Source organism: Burkholderia territorii, assembly GCF_902833055.1.
GTDB classification, from domain to species: domain Bacteria; phylum Pseudomonadota; class Gammaproteobacteria; order Burkholderiales; family Burkholderiaceae; genus Burkholderia; species Burkholderia territorii.
On sequence record NZ_CADFEJ010000021.1, the window covers coordinates 25454 to 40550 of the forward strand.

13 protein-coding genes are annotated in these 15097 nt (G+C 68.9%); 4 read left to right on the forward strand and 9 right to left on the reverse strand.

Features of this window, described 5'->3' with window-relative positions; genetic code table 11:
* Nucleotides 1–49: 49 nt before the first annotated feature.
* The 9 genes from HW466_RS26200 to HW466_RS26240 form a co-directional block, all read right to left on the reverse strand.
* Nucleotides 50–1375, reverse strand: coding sequence for an NAD(P)/FAD-dependent oxidoreductase (locus tag HW466_RS26200; protein WP_059502341.1), 1326 nt, complete (start codon nucleotides 1373–1375; stop codon nucleotides 50–52).
* A gap of 2 nt (nucleotides 1376–1377) precedes the next feature.
* The gene (locus HW466_RS26205; protein WP_151006007.1) at nucleotides 1378–2112 is read right to left on the reverse strand and encodes a cupin domain-containing protein; all 735 of its coding nucleotides are present in this window, start codon (nucleotides 2110–2112) and stop codon (nucleotides 1378–1380) included.
* Between the two features lie 91 nt (nucleotides 2113–2203).
* Entirely contained in the window at nucleotides 2204–2659 is a 456-nt protein-coding gene (locus HW466_RS26210; protein ID WP_060119999.1) for a helix-turn-helix domain-containing protein, read from the reverse strand.
* A gap of 183 nt (nucleotides 2660–2842) precedes the next feature.
* A complete protein-coding gene (locus HW466_RS26215) occupies nucleotides 2843–4120 on the reverse strand; it encodes an NAD(P)/FAD-dependent oxidoreductase (RefSeq protein WP_151006008.1) in 1278 nt (425 codons plus the stop codon).
* Between the two features lie 200 nt (nucleotides 4121–4320).
* Complete coding sequence (locus HW466_RS26220) at nucleotides 4321–6192, reverse strand: ABC transporter ATP-binding protein (protein ID WP_151006009.1); 1872 nt, start codon at nucleotides 6190–6192, stop codon at nucleotides 4321–4323.
* On the reverse strand, nucleotides 6192–7151 hold the full coding sequence (locus tag HW466_RS26225; protein WP_059502349.1) for an ABC transporter permease: 960 nt from the start codon (nucleotides 7149–7151) through the stop codon (nucleotides 6192–6194). Before HW466_RS26225 ends, HW466_RS26220 begins: the two co-directional genes overlap by 1 nt.
* A 30-nt stretch (nucleotides 7152–7181) precedes the next feature.
* On the reverse strand, nucleotides 7182–8135 hold the full coding sequence (locus HW466_RS26230; protein WP_059848926.1) for an ABC transporter permease: 954 nt from the start codon (nucleotides 8133–8135) through the stop codon (nucleotides 7182–7184).
* Nucleotides 8136–8214: 79 nt separating this feature from the next.
* The gene (locus HW466_RS26235; RefSeq protein WP_151006310.1) at nucleotides 8215–9798 is read right to left on the reverse strand and encodes an ABC transporter substrate-binding protein; all 1584 of its coding nucleotides are present in this window, start codon (nucleotides 9796–9798) and stop codon (nucleotides 8215–8217) included.
* 769 nt (nucleotides 9799–10567) lie between these two features.
* Complete coding sequence (locus tag HW466_RS26240; protein ID WP_059791731.1) at nucleotides 10568–11236, reverse strand: haloacid dehalogenase type II; 669 nt, start codon at nucleotides 11234–11236, stop codon at nucleotides 10568–10570.
* 45 nt (nucleotides 11237–11281) lie between these two features.
* On the opposite strand from HW466_RS26240, the gene HW466_RS26245 reads away from it, so the two are divergent.
* From HW466_RS26245 to HW466_RS26260, 4 genes are all read left to right on the forward strand, one after another.
* The gene (locus HW466_RS26245; protein WP_155640110.1) at nucleotides 11282–11554 is read left to right on the forward strand and encodes a hypothetical protein; all 273 of its coding nucleotides are present in this window, start codon (nucleotides 11282–11284) and stop codon (nucleotides 11552–11554) included.
* A 148-nt stretch (nucleotides 11555–11702) separates the two neighbouring features.
* Entirely contained in the window at nucleotides 11703–12563 is an 861-nt protein-coding gene (locus tag HW466_RS26250; protein WP_174905754.1) for a GNAT family N-acetyltransferase, read from the forward strand.
* A gap of 10 nt (nucleotides 12564–12573) precedes the next feature.
* Nucleotides 12574–13500, forward strand: coding sequence for a 2-hydroxyacid dehydrogenase (locus tag HW466_RS26255; RefSeq protein WP_059502358.1), 927 nt, complete (start codon nucleotides 12574–12576; stop codon nucleotides 13498–13500).
* Nucleotides 13501–13660: 160 nt separating this feature from the next.
* On the forward strand, nucleotides 13661–15061 hold the full coding sequence (locus HW466_RS26260) for an aspartate aminotransferase family protein (protein ID WP_151006694.1): 1401 nt from the start codon (nucleotides 13661–13663) through the stop codon (nucleotides 15059–15061).
* The last annotated feature ends 36 nt before the right edge of the window (nucleotides 15062–15097 follow it).

A 15097-nucleotide genomic window follows, 5' to 3' on the forward strand; every position in this document is an offset into this window, starting at 1 on the left:
TTGAGTCGATGCCGTGCGCCCGCGAACGGGCGAAGCCGCCGTGTGCCGACTAGAAATCGGCGACCTTGCCCCACGCGGAATCGCCGAACCGGCTCGGCCGATACGGGATCGGGTCCACGATCGGTTGCGCACCCGTGGCGAGATCCGCGATCAGGTGACCGGCGCCGGGGCCGATGCCGAAGCCATGACCGGAAAAGCCTGCGGCCAGGATCAATCCCGGCACGCCCGGCACTTCGCCGATCCCCGGCACGCCGTCCGGCGTGCTGTCGACGTACCCTGCCCATGCATGCGTGATCGTCGATTCGCGAAGTTCCGGGAGCAATTCGACGGCGCGACGGTACGTTTCGGCGATGGTCGGCATGTCGGGCTTCGGATCGAGGATGCGCACCGCCTCCATCGGCGTCGGCGCATCGAGCCGCCAGCGCTTCAGCGTTTCGTGTCCGCCGCGCATCCCTTCGAGGCCGCCCGGCAGCAGATTGCGCCAGCGCTTCGCGAACATCGGCACGAACTGCGGCGCGAATCGCAGGAACTGCGGCGTCACGTCCACGCGTGCGCGGCCGCTGATGGCCAGTGCGTAGCGCCCGTCGCCGCGACGCGTCACGGACACGCCGGACGTGTACAGCGCATCCGGCAAGCGCTGCTCGATGGGCGACACGCTCAGGATCGACTGGCGGATCGACGCCTGCGGAAAGCGGATGCCGAGCTGCCGGCAAAACGACGACGCCCACGCGCCGCCGGCGAGCACGACCGTCCTGGCCTTGATCACGCCGGCTTCGGTGACGACGCCGCTGACGCGCCCGCCCTCCAGCTCGATGCCGCGCGCAGCGCAGTGCTGATTGACGCTGCCGCCGAGCTTCATGAACGCGGCCGCCACGGCCGGCGCGGCCTTTCCCGGGTCGGCCGTGCCGTCGCTCGGCGAGAACACGCCGCCCTTCCACGGCCGGCCGGTCACGCGCCCGCGCTCGCCGGCCTGCTTGCTGTCGAGCATGTACGTCGTCACGCCTGCCGTCTTCGCGAACTCGCCCCAGCTGGCCCAGCGCGCCAGCTCGGCCTCGTCGTTGCTCAGATACAGCAGCCCGCAGCGATGAAAGCCCGTGTCTTCGCCGGATTCGGCGGCGAAGCGCTCCCACAGATCGATGCTCTTGCTCGCCATCGGCAATTCGCGTTCGTCGCGGTTCTGCTGCCGGCACCAGCCCCAGTTGCGGCTCGACTGCTCGGCCCCGATTCGGCCCTTCTCGACCAGCGCGACCGACACGCCGCGCCGGGCCAGGTAGTACGCGGTGAAAACGCCGATGATGCCGCCGCCGATCACGACGACGTCGGCCGAAGCCGGCGGCGTGGACGGCGTTTCGATTTGGCGCAACGGAGGGGACATGTTCAGTCTCCTTCGGTTGATACGTGGACGTTCTGCACGACGTAGAATTTCGCCACGCGTTCGCTGCTTTCCCATCCGATCGATGCGCCGCGCGGCACGAAGAGCGCGTCACCGGCGCCGAGCGCCAGCACGCTGCCGTCGGGCGCGGCGAACCGTACGCTGCCGGCGAGCAGAAGCATGAACTCGTTCGCGCGATGCGGGCGCACGATCCGGTGATAGGGCGTCGAATCCCATGTGCCCGCGCAGTACGCGGCGCCGTCGTCGATGAACACGTTGTCGCTGCGGCATTGCGGTGCGGGGCCGAGCAGCACCTCGGCCGGCAGCGACGCCGACGGCTTGAAGTCGGCGTCGGCGCGCAGCGCGAACACGCCGCGCTTCGTCGGTTCAGTGCACGCGGCGGCGCAGAACATGACGAGCACGCGCGATTCCGCCGCGACGCGAAGCGCCGTGCCGGCGCCGATGACGGCCCCTTCCCCCGGGCCCAGCACCAACGCCGCCGCACCCGCCGCTTCCAGCGTCAGTTCGCCTTCGACGACGATGAGGGTCTCGATGTGCGGATAACGCGTGACGTCGAATTCGCCGACGAACCGGATCCTCCCGGCGGCCATCGCGTCGGGCCCTTCCCACGCGATCTCCCGATGTCGCGCGAACGGATCGCGCTCGCCGAATGCCTGCTTGCGGAAGGCGGTTGGATTGGTCGTGCCGTCGGCACGGTGCAACACGAACACTGCGGTCATTTCTGCTCCTGCCCTGTGCGCGACGATGTCGTCGGGGACCTCGTCGCGCGGTATCGGAAATCGTTGTTGGCGGATGTCGCCCGCACCGCGCCTACGCAACGCGACACGACGCGTCGCGGCGTTCGGCACGCGTACGCATCGACGACGGTCGCACCGGCGCGTCACCGGGCCGGGCGCGCACGTAATCGCGCGGCGTGATGCCGAGCACCCGCCGAAAATGCCGGCACAGATGACTCTGATCGAAGAAGCCGACCTCGGTCGCGACGACCGACGGCGCCAGGCCGGCGCGCAGCAAATCCTGCGCACGCCGCACTCGCACGAGACACAGATACCGGTGCGGCGACACGCCGACCTCGCCGCGAAAGCGCGCGGTGAAACGCGACACGCTCAATCCGGCCACGGCCGCGAGCGTGTCGAGGTTAAGCGGCTGCGCGAACGATGCATCGATCGTGCGCAGCACGTCGCCGATCGCCGGCGAGACGGGCTGCGGAACACGCGGTGCGCGCGGCATCGCGCCTTCGGGCGATTCGTGGAACAGGGTGGCCATGCTCGCCGTCCTCATGCGATCGCCTTGGCGGCAGTGCGTTGTGCGACGGAATGCGCGATCGGGCACGTCCCGATCGACGCGGCCATCCCGTCACCGGCTCGCGCCCCGTCTCGGCGGCCTTCGTTCCCGGCAAGCAGGCAAGTGCATCGTGCGGTCATATCGAATCCTCCCGTGGCAGCCGGTTCAGTGCAGGAGATCCTGCATCCGGTAATACGCGCCGACGAACGGCAGGAACCACGCGTGCCCGAAATGGCCGGGCATCGCCGGCCAGTCGAGCTCGCGCCACGGATTCGATGCGGCCTTGCCGTACAGCACGTCCGCCATCACGCGGCCCATGTGCACGGCCATCTGCACGCCGTGGCCGCTATAGCCCATCGAGTAATAGAGCCCGGCATGCTGGCCCGCGCGCGGCAGCCGGTCGGCGGTGATGTCGACCAGCCCGCCCCAGCAGTAATCGAGCCGCACGTTCGCCAGTTCCGGGAAATAGCCGGCCATGCCGGCGCGCAGGATCTCGCCGCTTTTCGCATCGGAGCGCGGGCCCGACATCGCGAAGCGCGCGCGGCCGCCGAACAGCAGCCGGTTGTCGGGCGTCACGCGGAAGTAGTTGCCGATCTGGCGCGAGGTGACGTACGCACGGCGATGCGGGAACAGCCGGTTCAGTTGCGCGTCGGGCAATGGTTCCGTGACGACGATGAAACTGCCGACGGGTGCGATGCGCCGCCGAAACCATGAAAACGGGCCGTGCTGCGACGCGCCGGTCGCGACCAGCACGCGATCGGCGACGAGCGTGCCGCGCGTGCTGGTGATCGCGTGGCGCTCGCCGTCGATCCGCTCGAGCCGCGTGACGGCCGCCTGCTCGTAGATGCGTGCGCCCGCCCGGACGGCTGCCTGCGCGAGGCCGACGCCGAACTTGCCCATGTGCATCTGCACGCCGTTACGCTGCAACAGCCCGCCGTAAAAGCCGTCGGACGCGATTTCATCGCGAATCCGCGACGGTTCGATCAGCTCGATGTCGGGATCCACGTCGCGCCGCAGCGCGTCGAACGTCTTCGCCAGTCCCGCGAAATGCTGCGGCTTCGCGGCGAGCTTCAGCTTGCCGGCACGGCGGAAATCGCAGTCGATCGCATGTTCGGCGACGATCGCCTCGACGCTCTTCACCGCGCTTTCGTACGCGCGATAGAACTGCGTTGCCGGTTCGGCGCCGATCCGCGCGGCCAGCGACGCGTAGTCCTGCGCGACGCCCGTGTTGCACTGGCCGCCGTTGCGGCCCGATGCTTCGCCCGCGATCTGCGCGGCTTCGAGCACGACCACCGATACGCCGCGCTGCGCCAGCGCGAGCGCCGCCGACAGGCCGGTGAAGCCGCCGCCGATCACGGCCACGTCGGCGCGCCCTTCGACGGGGCCTTCGCAGCCTGAGCGAAACGCGGGGCGCGTATCCAGCCAGTACGATTCGAATTTCATCGGATCCTTCTCGAGCATTGCGTCGACAGCGATCGGTGATCGCCCGCTGAAAGCCATTTAATCACCGTCAAAAAGCGCGGTTGCCGCGTATTCGCGCACGGCACGCGCACGTTCCACCGTTTTGCACGACCGCCGCAGCACACTATGCGGCACGGCTGCGCGCCGCATCGGCGCCTGCGATGGACGCACGCTTCGGCATGCTACGGACGTACCGGCTGCACCGACGCGACGTGCTTCGCCGGTTCGGCCTGGAAGCGTGCGAGATCCTCCTCGCTGCGATGGCACAGCACCTGTGCGCCGTTCTCGAGCGTGCGCAGCGCGGGCGCGCTCCGGTTGCACACGCCGTCCACCCGCATCGCGCAACGCGACAGGAACGGGCACAGATCGGCATCGTCGGCGTTCGCGCCGATCGGCACGAGCGGGCGGTGACAGCGCTCGGCCGCATCGTCGAGCCAGCCCGCGCGCAACTCCGGCGCGGACGACACGAGCAGATGCGAATACGGGTGATAAGGCGGCGCGCACAGCGCGTCGCGGCTGCCCGTTTCAACGCGACGGCCCGCGTACAGCACGACGATGTCGTCGCTGATCGCGCGCACTTTCGCGATGTCGTGCGTGATGAACACGTACGACACGCCCAGCTTCGCCTGCAGGTCGCGCAGCAAATCGATGATCGCGGCGCCGACCACGGTGTCGAGTGCCGACGTGACCTCGTCGCACAGGATCAGGTCGGGTTCGGCCGCAAGCGCACGCGCGAGGTTCACGCGCTGCTTCTGCCCGCCGGACAACTCGCCGGTGCGCCGCGCGGCCACCGCCTGCGGCAACCGCACGAGTTCGAGCAGCTCGGCGACACGCTGCCGCGCACGCGCGCCCTTGATCCCGTGATAGAACGCGAGCGGCCGCGCGAGCGTGCGCTCGACGGTATGCACCGGGTTGAGCGCGGTGTCGGCGTTCTGGAACACGATCTGCACGCGACGGTGCTGCTCCTTGGTGCGCCGGGCGATATCGAGCGCGAGCGGCTCGCCGTCGAGCAGGATCCGACCGGCCGTCGCCGGCACGAGGCCCGCGATCACCTTCGCGAGCGTCGTCTTGCCCGAGCCCGATTCGCCGATCACGCCGACCGTCTGCCCGCGCCCGATGCGCAGGTCCACTTCGTGCAGGATTACCTTCGCCGGCCAGCCTTTCGCGGTACGACCGCCGTAGCCGGCGACCGCGCCGCGCACGTCGAGCAGCGGCGCAGGCGCCGCGCGCGCCGCGGTCGATTCGCGTTCGGCATCGTTCGGCGTCACCGCGGCGATCAGGCTCTGCGTGTACGGATGCGTCGGCGCATGCAGGATCTGTTCGGTATCGCCCGCTTCGCGGATCACGCCGTCGCTCAGCACGACGATGCGGTCGGCCATCTGCGCGACCACGGCCAGGTCGTGCGACACGTAGACGGCGCTCATGCCATAGCGCCGGATCACGCTCCTGAAGGCCTGCAGCACGTCGATCTGCGTGGTCACGTCGAGCGCGGTGGTCGGCTCGTCGAGGATCACCAGCTCCGGATCGGTGATCAGCGCCATCGCGGCCATCAGCCGCTGCAGCTGCCCGCCCGACACCTGATGCGGATAGCGTTTGCCGATCGTCTCGGGCTCGGGCAGCGCGAGCGCGCGAAACAATTCGACCGCCTTCGCCTGCGCGTCGCGCTTCGACAGCGTCTTGTGGATCAGCGCGCTCTCGATCACCTGGTCGAGAATCGTGCGCGACGGGTTGAACGCGGCGGCCGCGCTCTGCGCGATGTACGCGACCCTGCGGCCGCGCAGCGCGGCCAGCGCCGGTGCGGGCAACGTGCAGACATCGGCGCCGCCGAGCTTCACCGAGCCGCCGGCGATCCGGCAGCCGGCACGCGCATGGCCCATCAGCGACAGCGCGATCGTGGTCTTGCCGGAGCCCGATTCGCCGATCAGCGCGAGCACCTCGCCTCGCCCGATATCGAAGTCGACGCCGTGGACGATCGTCGTTTCCTCGCCGCCCGGCCGTCCGCCGACCACGCGCAGCCCGCGCACCTCGACGAGCGGAGTCGAATCGTGTCGCATCAGTGTCCTCCGGCGGCAGCGGCCGCGCCCTTGCGGCGGCCGCGATGCGGCAGGCCGTCGATCAACAGGTTGACGCCCACCGTGAGGATCGCGATCGCGACCGCGGGCATGATCGCGACGGCCGAGCCGTCGCCGAGGCTCGCGATGTTCTCGCGCACGAGCGAGCCGAGGTCCGCGTACGGCGGCTGCACGCCGAGCCCGAGAAAACTCAGGCCGCTCAGCAGCAGCACGACGAACGTGAAGCGCAGCCCGGTATCGGCGAGCATCGGGTGGATCATGTTCGGCAGCATCTCGACGCACGCGATGTACAGCGCGCTTTCGCCGCGCGCGCGTGCAACCTGCACGAACTCGAGCGTGCTGATGTTGACCGCCAGCGCGCGCGCGATCCGGTACGAGCCCGGCATGTAGCTGACCGCCGCGGTCAGGACCAGCAGCGGCAGCGACGAGCCGAACGCGGCGACGAACATCAACGCGAACATCTTCGACGGAATCGACGTGAGCGCATCGAGCAGCCGGCTCATCGTCTCGTCGACCGCGCGGCCCGACACGGTCGCGAGCAGCCCGAGCGTCGTGCCGGTCAGCGCGGCGAGCAGCACCGCCGCGAGCGCGAGCAGCACAGTCAGGCGCGTGCCGTACAGGATCCGGCTCAGCATGTCGCGGCCGAGGAAGTCGGAGCCGAACGGCAGCTTCGCGCTGAACGGCGCGAACACGTCGGGCGTGACGATCGCGCCGACGTCGTGCGGCGCGAGCAGCGGCGCGAACGCCGCGATGAACAGCATCAGCGCGACCATCGACAGGCCGACACGGCCGCCGGTCGTCAGTGCCATGCGCGGGGCGCGGCGCTTGCGCGGGTGGTCGGGCGCGGGTGCGGCGGGCGGCGTCGCGCCGCTCCACGGCGGCGGCTGATCGCCGGACGGCGGCAGCGCGCTGCTGCGATGAACGGGTTCGGTCGGGTGCATGGGTGGCATCTCGGAAGGAGGACGGAACGCTCAGGTCCGCAGTCTCGGGTTCGACACGATCGAGCACAGGTCGGCGAACAGCACGAGCGTCAGGTAGGCGACGCAGAAGATCAGCGTGCACGCCTGGACCAGCGGGAAATCGCGGTTGCCGACGGCATCGACCATCAGGCTCGCGAGGCCCGGATAGTTGAAGATCGTCTCGACGACGATCACGCCGCCGAGCAGATACGACAGACTCAACGCGATCGCATTGGCGATCGGGCCGATCGCGTTCGGCAGCGCATGACGCAGCACGACGCGCGCCGGGCTCGCCCCCTTCAGCACGGCCATCTCGACATACGACGCGCTCAACTGCTCGATCACCGCGGCGCGCGTCATCCGCGCCATCTGCGCGATCACGACCGCGCACAGCGTCAGCACCGGCATCGCATACGCTCGCAGGAAATCGTGCAGGCTTTCGATCGGGCCGCCGTACGACAGCGCGGACAGCCAGTGCAGCTTCACGGCCAGCACGAGCACGGCGACCGTCGCGATCAGGAATTCCGGCGTCGCGACGAGCGACAGCGTGCCGAGGCTGATCACGCGATCGACCACCGACTCGCGCTTGACCGCCGCGAGAATCCCGAGCAGCAGCGCGATCGGCACCGACACGGCGGTCGTGATCGCCGCGAGCGCGAGCGACTTCGGCAGGCGTCCGCCGATCATCGCCGACACCGGCATGTCGCCCGACAGCGAGCGGCCGAAATCGCCGTGCAGCAACCCGGCGAGCCAGTGCAGGTAGCGCACGTGGGCCGGCATGTCGAGGCCGAACTGCTGACGCAGCGCGGCGACCGTCTCCGGCGTCGCGGACTGGCCGAGCGCGGCCTGCGCGGCGTCGCCCGGCAACAGGTTCGTGATCGTGAAGATGATCGCGGACACGATCAGCAGCGTCAGCGCGGTGACCGCGATGCGCCGGCCGATCAGCCCGAGCAGGATTCGATTCATGAAGCGGCACTCCGGAAAAGGCCGTGCACGACCGGCGCAGTCACCCGCACCGGCCGCGCGGCGGCGGCACGCACCTGGCTCAGGCGTTCCACCACACGTGCTCGGCGAACATGAAGCCCATCATCCCGCCGGTCGGAATCGAGCCGAGGCCCGCGAGCCGTTTGTCGTAGCCGTCGAGGAAGCTGATGAAGGCCGGAATGCCGACCCGGCACTGCTGCGCGACGAGCACCTGCATGTCGCCGTACATCTGCTTGCGCTTCGCGTCGTCGGTTTCGGAACGCGCGGCGAGCAGCAGCTGGTCGAACTTCGCGTTCTTCCAGCCCGACTCGTTCCACGGCGCATCCGACTTGAAGAACTGCGTGAACACGACGTCGGCGCTCGAGCGCGGGTTGATGTTGCCGAAGCCGAGCGGGTGTTTCATCCAGTGGTTCGACCAGTAGCCGTCGGGCGACACGCGGTTCACCTGCAGGTTCAGCCCGATCTTCTGGCCGGCCTGCTGCAGCAGCACGGCCATTTCGATCGATCCGTTCGCGTCGGACGTCGCATAGATCGGCGGCAGCGTGGCGCCCAGCGCGCCCGCCTTCTGGAACAGGAACTTCGCCTTGTCCGGATCGTGCGGCCGCTGCGGCAGCGACGCGTTGAAGTAGCGATGCCCCGGCGGGATCGGCTGGTCGTTGCCGATCACCGCGTAGCCGCGGAACACCGCCGAGCGGATCTGCTCGCGATCGAACAGGTACTTCATCCCTTCGACGAAATCGGGATTCGCGGTGATCGGGTTGTCGCTGCGCACGATCAGGTCGGTATAGAGCCCCGACTTGGTTTCCTGCAGCGCATAGCCCGGCGTCGACGCGACCCGCTGCGTCGAGCGCGGATCGATCGCGTTGATCAGGTGCACGTCGCCCGACAGCAGCGCGTTCAGGCGCGCGGCGCTGTCGCTGATGCCGATCAGCTCGATTTCGTCGAGGTACGGCATTCCCGGCTTGAAGTAGCTGTCGTTGCGCACGCCGACGGTCGACACGCCCGGCTTGAACGACTTCAGCTTGTACGGGCCGCAACCGATGCCGGTGCTGAAGTCGGTCGTGCCGTCCTTGACGATCACGAGCTGCGGCGTCGCGAGGATCACCGGCAGATCGGCGTTCGCGCTGACGAGCGTGAGCGTGACCTCGTCCGGGCCGCTCGCCTTCGCATCGGCGAACTGATCGGCGAGCGGCTTGACCTTCGACGCGGTGGCCGCGTTCTTGTGGCGCATCAGCGAGAACACCACGTCGGCCGGCCCGACCGGCTTCCCGTCGTGGAACGTGACGCCCTTGCGCAGCTTGATGATCCACGTCTTCGCGTCGGTCGTCTGCAACGACTGGGCGAGGTTCATCTGCGGCGTGAGGCTCCCATCGAGCTGCGTGAGCCCGCTGTAGAACATGAAGAAACGAATGTAGTCGGCGCCCGTCGAGCCCTTGGCAGGGTCGAGCGTATCGGCCGTCGAACTCGATTCGTTCGCGACCCGGATCTTGCCGCCGCGCTTCGGTGCCGGCGCGGCGAACGCCGAGCGCGCGCCCGTCAGCAGCCCGCCGCCGCCGACGGCCATCATGCCGCTCGCCGCCATGACCCGCATCATGTCGCGGCGCGTGAAGCCGCCCGTGCCGCCGTTGTCGAAATCGTCGCTCATCCGAACTGCTCCTGACTGTGGAAAGTGGGTCCTGGGGTCCAGCGTGGTTCGAGAAACCCGTCGCGACCGCCTGCTGGTAGCGGGCGCGACGTCATGCGCATTGAGTTCATTTAAGCATCGCCAAAATGCGGGTTGTCGCGATTCGGGGCGGCTGCACCACACGATTCGACCGTTTTGGGCCACCCGCGCAGCATGATTTGCTGCGCGAGCGCACCTGCCGGCGTTTGCGCGATGCGATGCCGCGCCGATCGGGCAACCGGCGGCAGGGCGATGGGGAATCGTCAAGCGACGCCCGCTGCGAATCGAGCCGACAACACGGCCCGCTCGGCACTCAAACGTGCCCGGAGCGTCCAGCCGGCCTGCTCGCGTCGACTCGACGGCCGGGCGACCTCGCGGTTCCGTCCCGTGCCTTCGTACGAAAATTCAGATGATTGCGTCGTGCTTTCGAAATCGGCCTGCCGCCGCGCGATCCGGCCGCTCGCGCGTTCGGGATCGGCGTGTTGGAATTCACGCCGGGTGTTTGCCGGCGCGACGTGAGAGAGAGTCGGAGACGATGCAGCCTCGATATGCGGCGCGCGAGGCTTGCCGGGATGGTGAAGGCGCGAACCGGGTCGGCGCGGGCGAAACGGGTCGCTGCGTCGCGCAGGTCGGCGAGCACAACGACGGATGACGTGCGCGATACGTATGTCGAGACGATCCTGCAGCGCTGCCGGCATGCCGCGTGTGCGTGTTCCAGCGCGTCGCGGTTCGCCGGCAACGAACCTCGCGCTTACAGCCCGAGCTGCGTCGCGAGATGGCCGATGTCCGACACTTCGTAATAGTTGTAGAACGGCGTGCCGGGCTCGTGGCCGCGATTGACGAATGCCTTATGCTTGATGCCGAGATCCTCGGCCGTCATCAGGTCGTAGCGCAGGCTCGACGACACGTGCAGCACGTCCTCGGGCTTGCAGCCGAGCTGGCCGAACATGTATTCGAAGCCCTGCATGCGCGGCTTGTACGATTGCGCCTGCTGCGCGGTGAACACCGCATGAAACGGCGCGCCGAGCTTGTCGACGTTGCTCATGATCTGTTCATCCATTGCGTTCGACAGGATCACCAGCTTGTACTTCGACGCCAGCCGCGACAGCCCGGCCGGCACGTCCGGATGCGGGCCCCAGGTCGGCACCGCGTGGTAGAAGCGCTCGGCCTCGGCTTCGTCGAACTTCACGCCCACCCGCGCGCAGGTGCGCCGAATCGCGTTGACGACGACGTCGCGGTACGGCTTCCACGCCCCGAGCACCTCGTCGAGCCGATACGCGGCGAACGCGCGCACGAATTCCTCCATCGCGACCGGCGACAACCGGTCCGCGTAGATCTCGCGCGCCAGTTCCGCCATCCGGAAGCGGGTCAGCGTGCCGTAGCAGTCGAACGTGATGTACTTCGGTTCAAATTGGATCATGGTCGGGTCCTGTCGGTATGAAACCCCGGCAGCGCCGGGGACGGGATGGCTTCAACGGAATTGAATCAGGGCAAAAAGCCGGTCGCACGTCGTTCGACGCCGCTCGAAACGCAGATTCGCCGCGTGTTGCATGCCCCGGGCAGCACGATCTGCGGCGCGGCCGCACGCGGCGCCGCGCACCGGCCGGCGGACTTCACGCAAACGCCGTGCGGCAACCGCCCGGCACGGCTCGCCCGGGAGCGGCAGCACCGCCGCGTTTTTATCGTAGTGTCATTCCCACAGCAGAAGCTGTCGGAATGGCGGGCCGCGCCGGCATGAAGCACGCGTTCGTGCGCACCGGTCGACCCGGTTTGCATCGATCTCGCACGGCCGCCGCCCGACGCCGCAAAACAGGCGAATCGTCCTATCCGATTCGTGGCGGCGCTGGCAGAGTCGATGTGTCATTCCTACCCATCCGGAGCCCGGCGTGGCCGACCTCAATTCTTCCAGCACGCTCACCTATCGCCCGTTCGCCGAAACCGACCTGTCCGCCGCGCACGGGCTGTCGGAGGCAGTCAAGTGGCCGCACCGGCTCGAGGACTGGCGCTTCGCATTCCAGCTCGGCAGCGGCTTCGTCGCCGAGGACGCATCCGGCATCGTCGGCACCGCGCTCGGCTGGCATTTCGGCGAGTCGCACGCTTCGCTCGGCATGGTGATCGTGTCGCCCGAGCGCCAGGGCCGCGGCATCGGCCGCGAGCTGCTCGCACGCGTCGTCGACAGCCTCGGCGCGCGCACGATCTTCCTGCATGCGACGCCGTCGGGCGAGCCGCTCTACGTGAAGTTCGGTTTCGACGCGATCGGCACGATCGATCAGCACCAGGGCGCCGCATTCCAGCCGCCGCTGATCTCGCTGCCGCCCGGCGAGCGCCTGCGGCCGCTCGGCACCAACGACGGGCCGCGCCTGGCCACACTCGCGTCGCGCGCGGCCGGCTACCCGCGCGACACGGTGATCGATGCGCTGCTCGACGTCGCCAACGGGATCGCACTCGATCGCGACGGCGAGTTGCTCGGCTTCGCGCTGTTCCGCCGTTTCGGCCGCGGCCACGTGATCGGCCCGGTGATCGCGCCGGACGCACTGCGCGCGCAGGCGCTGATCAGCCACTGGCTCGCGCTGCACGAAGGGATGTTCGTGCGCCTCGACGTACCGGGCGACAGCGGGCTGTCGGACTGGCTGCAGGGGCTCGGCCTGCCGCGCGTCGACACCGTCGTCGCGATGGCGCGCGGCGCGGCGCCCGCCCGCGATCCCGCATTGCGCGCGTTCGCGATCGTCAATCAGGCGCTCGGTTGAGCGGCACGCGATGAGCTTTCTCTACAAGGCCGACCCGGTACGCGGCGCGCAATGGGCGCAGCGCTTCGCACAACAGGCGCCCGACCTCGCGTTCCGGATCTGGCCGGATCTCGGCGATCCGGAAACCGTGCGATATCTCGCCGCGTGGCAACCGCCCGACGATCCGTGCGCGCTGCTGCCGAATCTGGAGATCGTGTTCTCCGTCGGCGCCGGCATCGATCAATTCGACCTGTCGCGCGTGCCCGCGCACATCCCGGTCGTGCGGATGATCGAGCCGGGCATCGTCGAGGGAATGGTCGAATACGTGACGCAGGCCGTGCTGACGATCCATCGCGACCTGTTCGACTACGCGGCGCAGCAGCGCGAGCACGTGTGGCGCGAGAAGCCGGTGCGCGCGGCCGCATCGCGACGCGTCGGCGTGCTCGGGCTCGGCACCCTCGGGCAGGCCGTGCTCGACACGCTGCGGCGCTTCGGCTTCCCGTGCGCCGGCTGGAGCCGCACGCCGCGCACGCTCGACGGCATCGACTGTCATGCGGGCGACGCGGCGCTCGACGCGTTCCTCGCCCGCACCGACATCCTGATCTGCCTGCTGCCGCTCACCGACGACACGCGCGGCCTGCTCGGCGCGCGCGTGTTCGACGCGCTGCCGGCGGGCGCATCGCTCGTGCAGGTCGGGCGCGGCCCGCAGCTCGATGCGGCCGCGCTGCTCGCCGCACTCGACAGCGGCCGGCTCGACAGCGCGATCCTCGACGTGACGGACCCCGAGCCGTTGCCGGCCGGCCATCCTTTCTGGACGCATCCGCGCATTCGCATCACGCCGCACATCGCCAGCGCGACGCGGCCCGACAGCGCGGTCGACGCTGTGCTCGCGAACCTCGCGCGCCATCGCGCGGGGCAGCCGATGATCGGCGTCGTCGATCGCGCACGCGGCTACTGACGCGCTCGCCCGGCCCGTCGTAGCGCGCAGCAGAAAATGCCGAAGCGCCCCGTGCAAACACTGCTTTCATACGTTTCAGCGCGCAAATTGAAGGCGCGTGCGGATGTGTCGCCCGGTAGCATGACCTCACGCTGACACCCGACGAGAGTCCCGCACTGCCATGAACCAAGCCGCGCTGATCGAAGCCGATCGTCAACACCTGATCCACCCTGTCGTCAACTATCGTGCGCACGAGGCGCGCGGCGTCACCGTGCTCGAATCCGCCGAAGGCGTGTTCCTGCGCGACGCCGATGGCCATACGCTGCTCGATGCGTTCTCGGGCCTGTGGTGCGTGAACGTCGGCTACGGCCGCGACAGCATCGTGAAGGCCGCCGCCGAACAGATGGCGAAGCTGCCGTACGCGACCGGCTATTTCCATTTCGGTTCGCAACCCGCGATCGAGCTTGCCGAACGGCTCGCGGCGCTCGCGCCGCCGTCGCTGAACCGCGTGTACTTCACGCTCGGCGGCTCGGATGCGATCGACTCCGCCGTGCGTTTCATCACGCACTATTTCAACGCGACCGGCCGCCCGACGAAAAAGCACATGATCGCGCTCGAGCGCGGCTATCACGGCTCGTCGTCGATCGGCGCCGGTCTCACCGCGCTGCCCGCGTTCCACCGTCACTTCGATCTGCCGCGCGCGGACCAGCATCACATCCCGTCGCCCTACCCGTATCGCCACCCGCTCGGCGACGATCCGCAGGCGCTGATCGCCGCATCGGTCGCCGCGCTCGATGCGAAGGTCGCCGAACTCGGCGCGGACAACGTCGCGGCCTTCTTCTGCGAGCCCGTGCAGGGTTCCGGCGGCGTGATCGTGCCGCCGGCCGGCTGGCTGAAGGCGATGCGCGACGCGTGCCGGCGCCTCGGCATCCTGTTCGTCGCCGACGAGGTGATCACCGGCTTCGGCCGCACGGGCCCGTTGTTCGCATGCGAGACCGAGCAGGTCGACCCGGACCTGATGACCGTCGCGAAAGGGCTGACCGCCGGCTATGCGCCGATGGGCGCGGTGCTGATGTCCGACGAAATCTATGAAGGCATTGCGGGCAGCCGCGCGGAATCGGCCGCGGTCGGCCACGGCCATACGTATTCCGCACACCCGGTGAGCGCGGCGATCGGCCTCGAAGTGCTGAAGCTCTATCACGAAGGCGGCCTGCTCGCGAACGGCCAGGCGATGGCACCGCGGTTCGCCGCCGGGCTCGATGCGCTGCGCGCGCATCCGCTCGTCGGCGACGCGCGTTCGGCCGGCCTGCTCGGCGCGCTCGAACTGGTGGCCGACAAGACCCGCAAGACGCGCTTCGACCCTGCGCTCAACGTGCCCGACAGGATCGCGGCCGCCGCGTATGCGAACGGCGTGGTGTTTCGCGCGTTCGGCGACGGCGTGCTCGGATTCGCGCCGGCGCTGAGCTTCACGGCAGGCGAATTCGACCTGATGTTCGAGCGCGTGCGCAAGACGCTCGACGACGTGCTGGCCGACCCGGGCGTGCAGCGCGCGCTCGACGCCGCGCACGCGCAACCGGCCTGAGCGGCCAAGGGAAAGCCGGGCTTGTGGCGGCCATCT

Coding starts and splice junctions, on each gene's coding strand:
- HW466_RS26260 (WP_151006694.1), top strand. CDS start 13,661: ATGAACCAAGCCGCGCTGATCGAAGCCGATCGTCAACACCTGATCCAC.
- HW466_RS26200 (WP_059502341.1), bottom strand. CDS start 1,375: ATGTCCCCTCCGTTGCGCCAAATCGAAACGCCGTCCACGCCGCCGGCT.
- HW466_RS26225 (WP_059502349.1), bottom strand. CDS start 7,151: ATGCACCCGACCGAACCCGTTCATCGCAGCAGCGCGCTGCCGCCGTCC.
- HW466_RS26210 (WP_060119999.1), bottom strand. CDS start 2,659: ATGGCCACCCTGTTCCACGAATCGCCCGAAGGCGCGATGCCGCGCGCA.
- HW466_RS26245 (WP_155640110.1), top strand. CDS start 11,282: ATGGCTTCAACGGAATTGAATCAGGGCAAAAAGCCGGTCGCACGTCGT.
- HW466_RS26215 (WP_151006008.1), bottom strand. CDS start 4,120: ATGAAATTCGAATCGTACTGGCTGGATACGCGCCCCGCGTTTCGCTCA.
- HW466_RS26255 (WP_059502358.1), top strand. CDS start 12,574: ATGAGCTTTCTCTACAAGGCCGACCCGGTACGCGGCGCGCAATGGGCG.
- HW466_RS26220 (WP_151006009.1), bottom strand. CDS start 6,192: ATGCGACACGATTCGACTCCGCTCGTCGAGGTGCGCGGGCTGCGCGTG.
- HW466_RS26240 (WP_059791731.1), bottom strand. CDS start 11,236: ATGATCCAATTTGAACCGAAGTACATCACGTTCGACTGCTACGGCACG.
- HW466_RS26235 (WP_151006310.1), bottom strand. CDS start 9,798: ATGAGCGACGATTTCGACAACGGCGGCACGGGCGGCTTCACGCGCCGC.
- HW466_RS26205 (WP_151006007.1), bottom strand. CDS start 2,112: ATGACCGCAGTGTTCGTGTTGCACCGTGCCGACGGCACGACCAATCCA.
- HW466_RS26230 (WP_059848926.1), bottom strand. CDS start 8,135: ATGAATCGAATCCTGCTCGGGCTGATCGGCCGGCGCATCGCGGTCACC.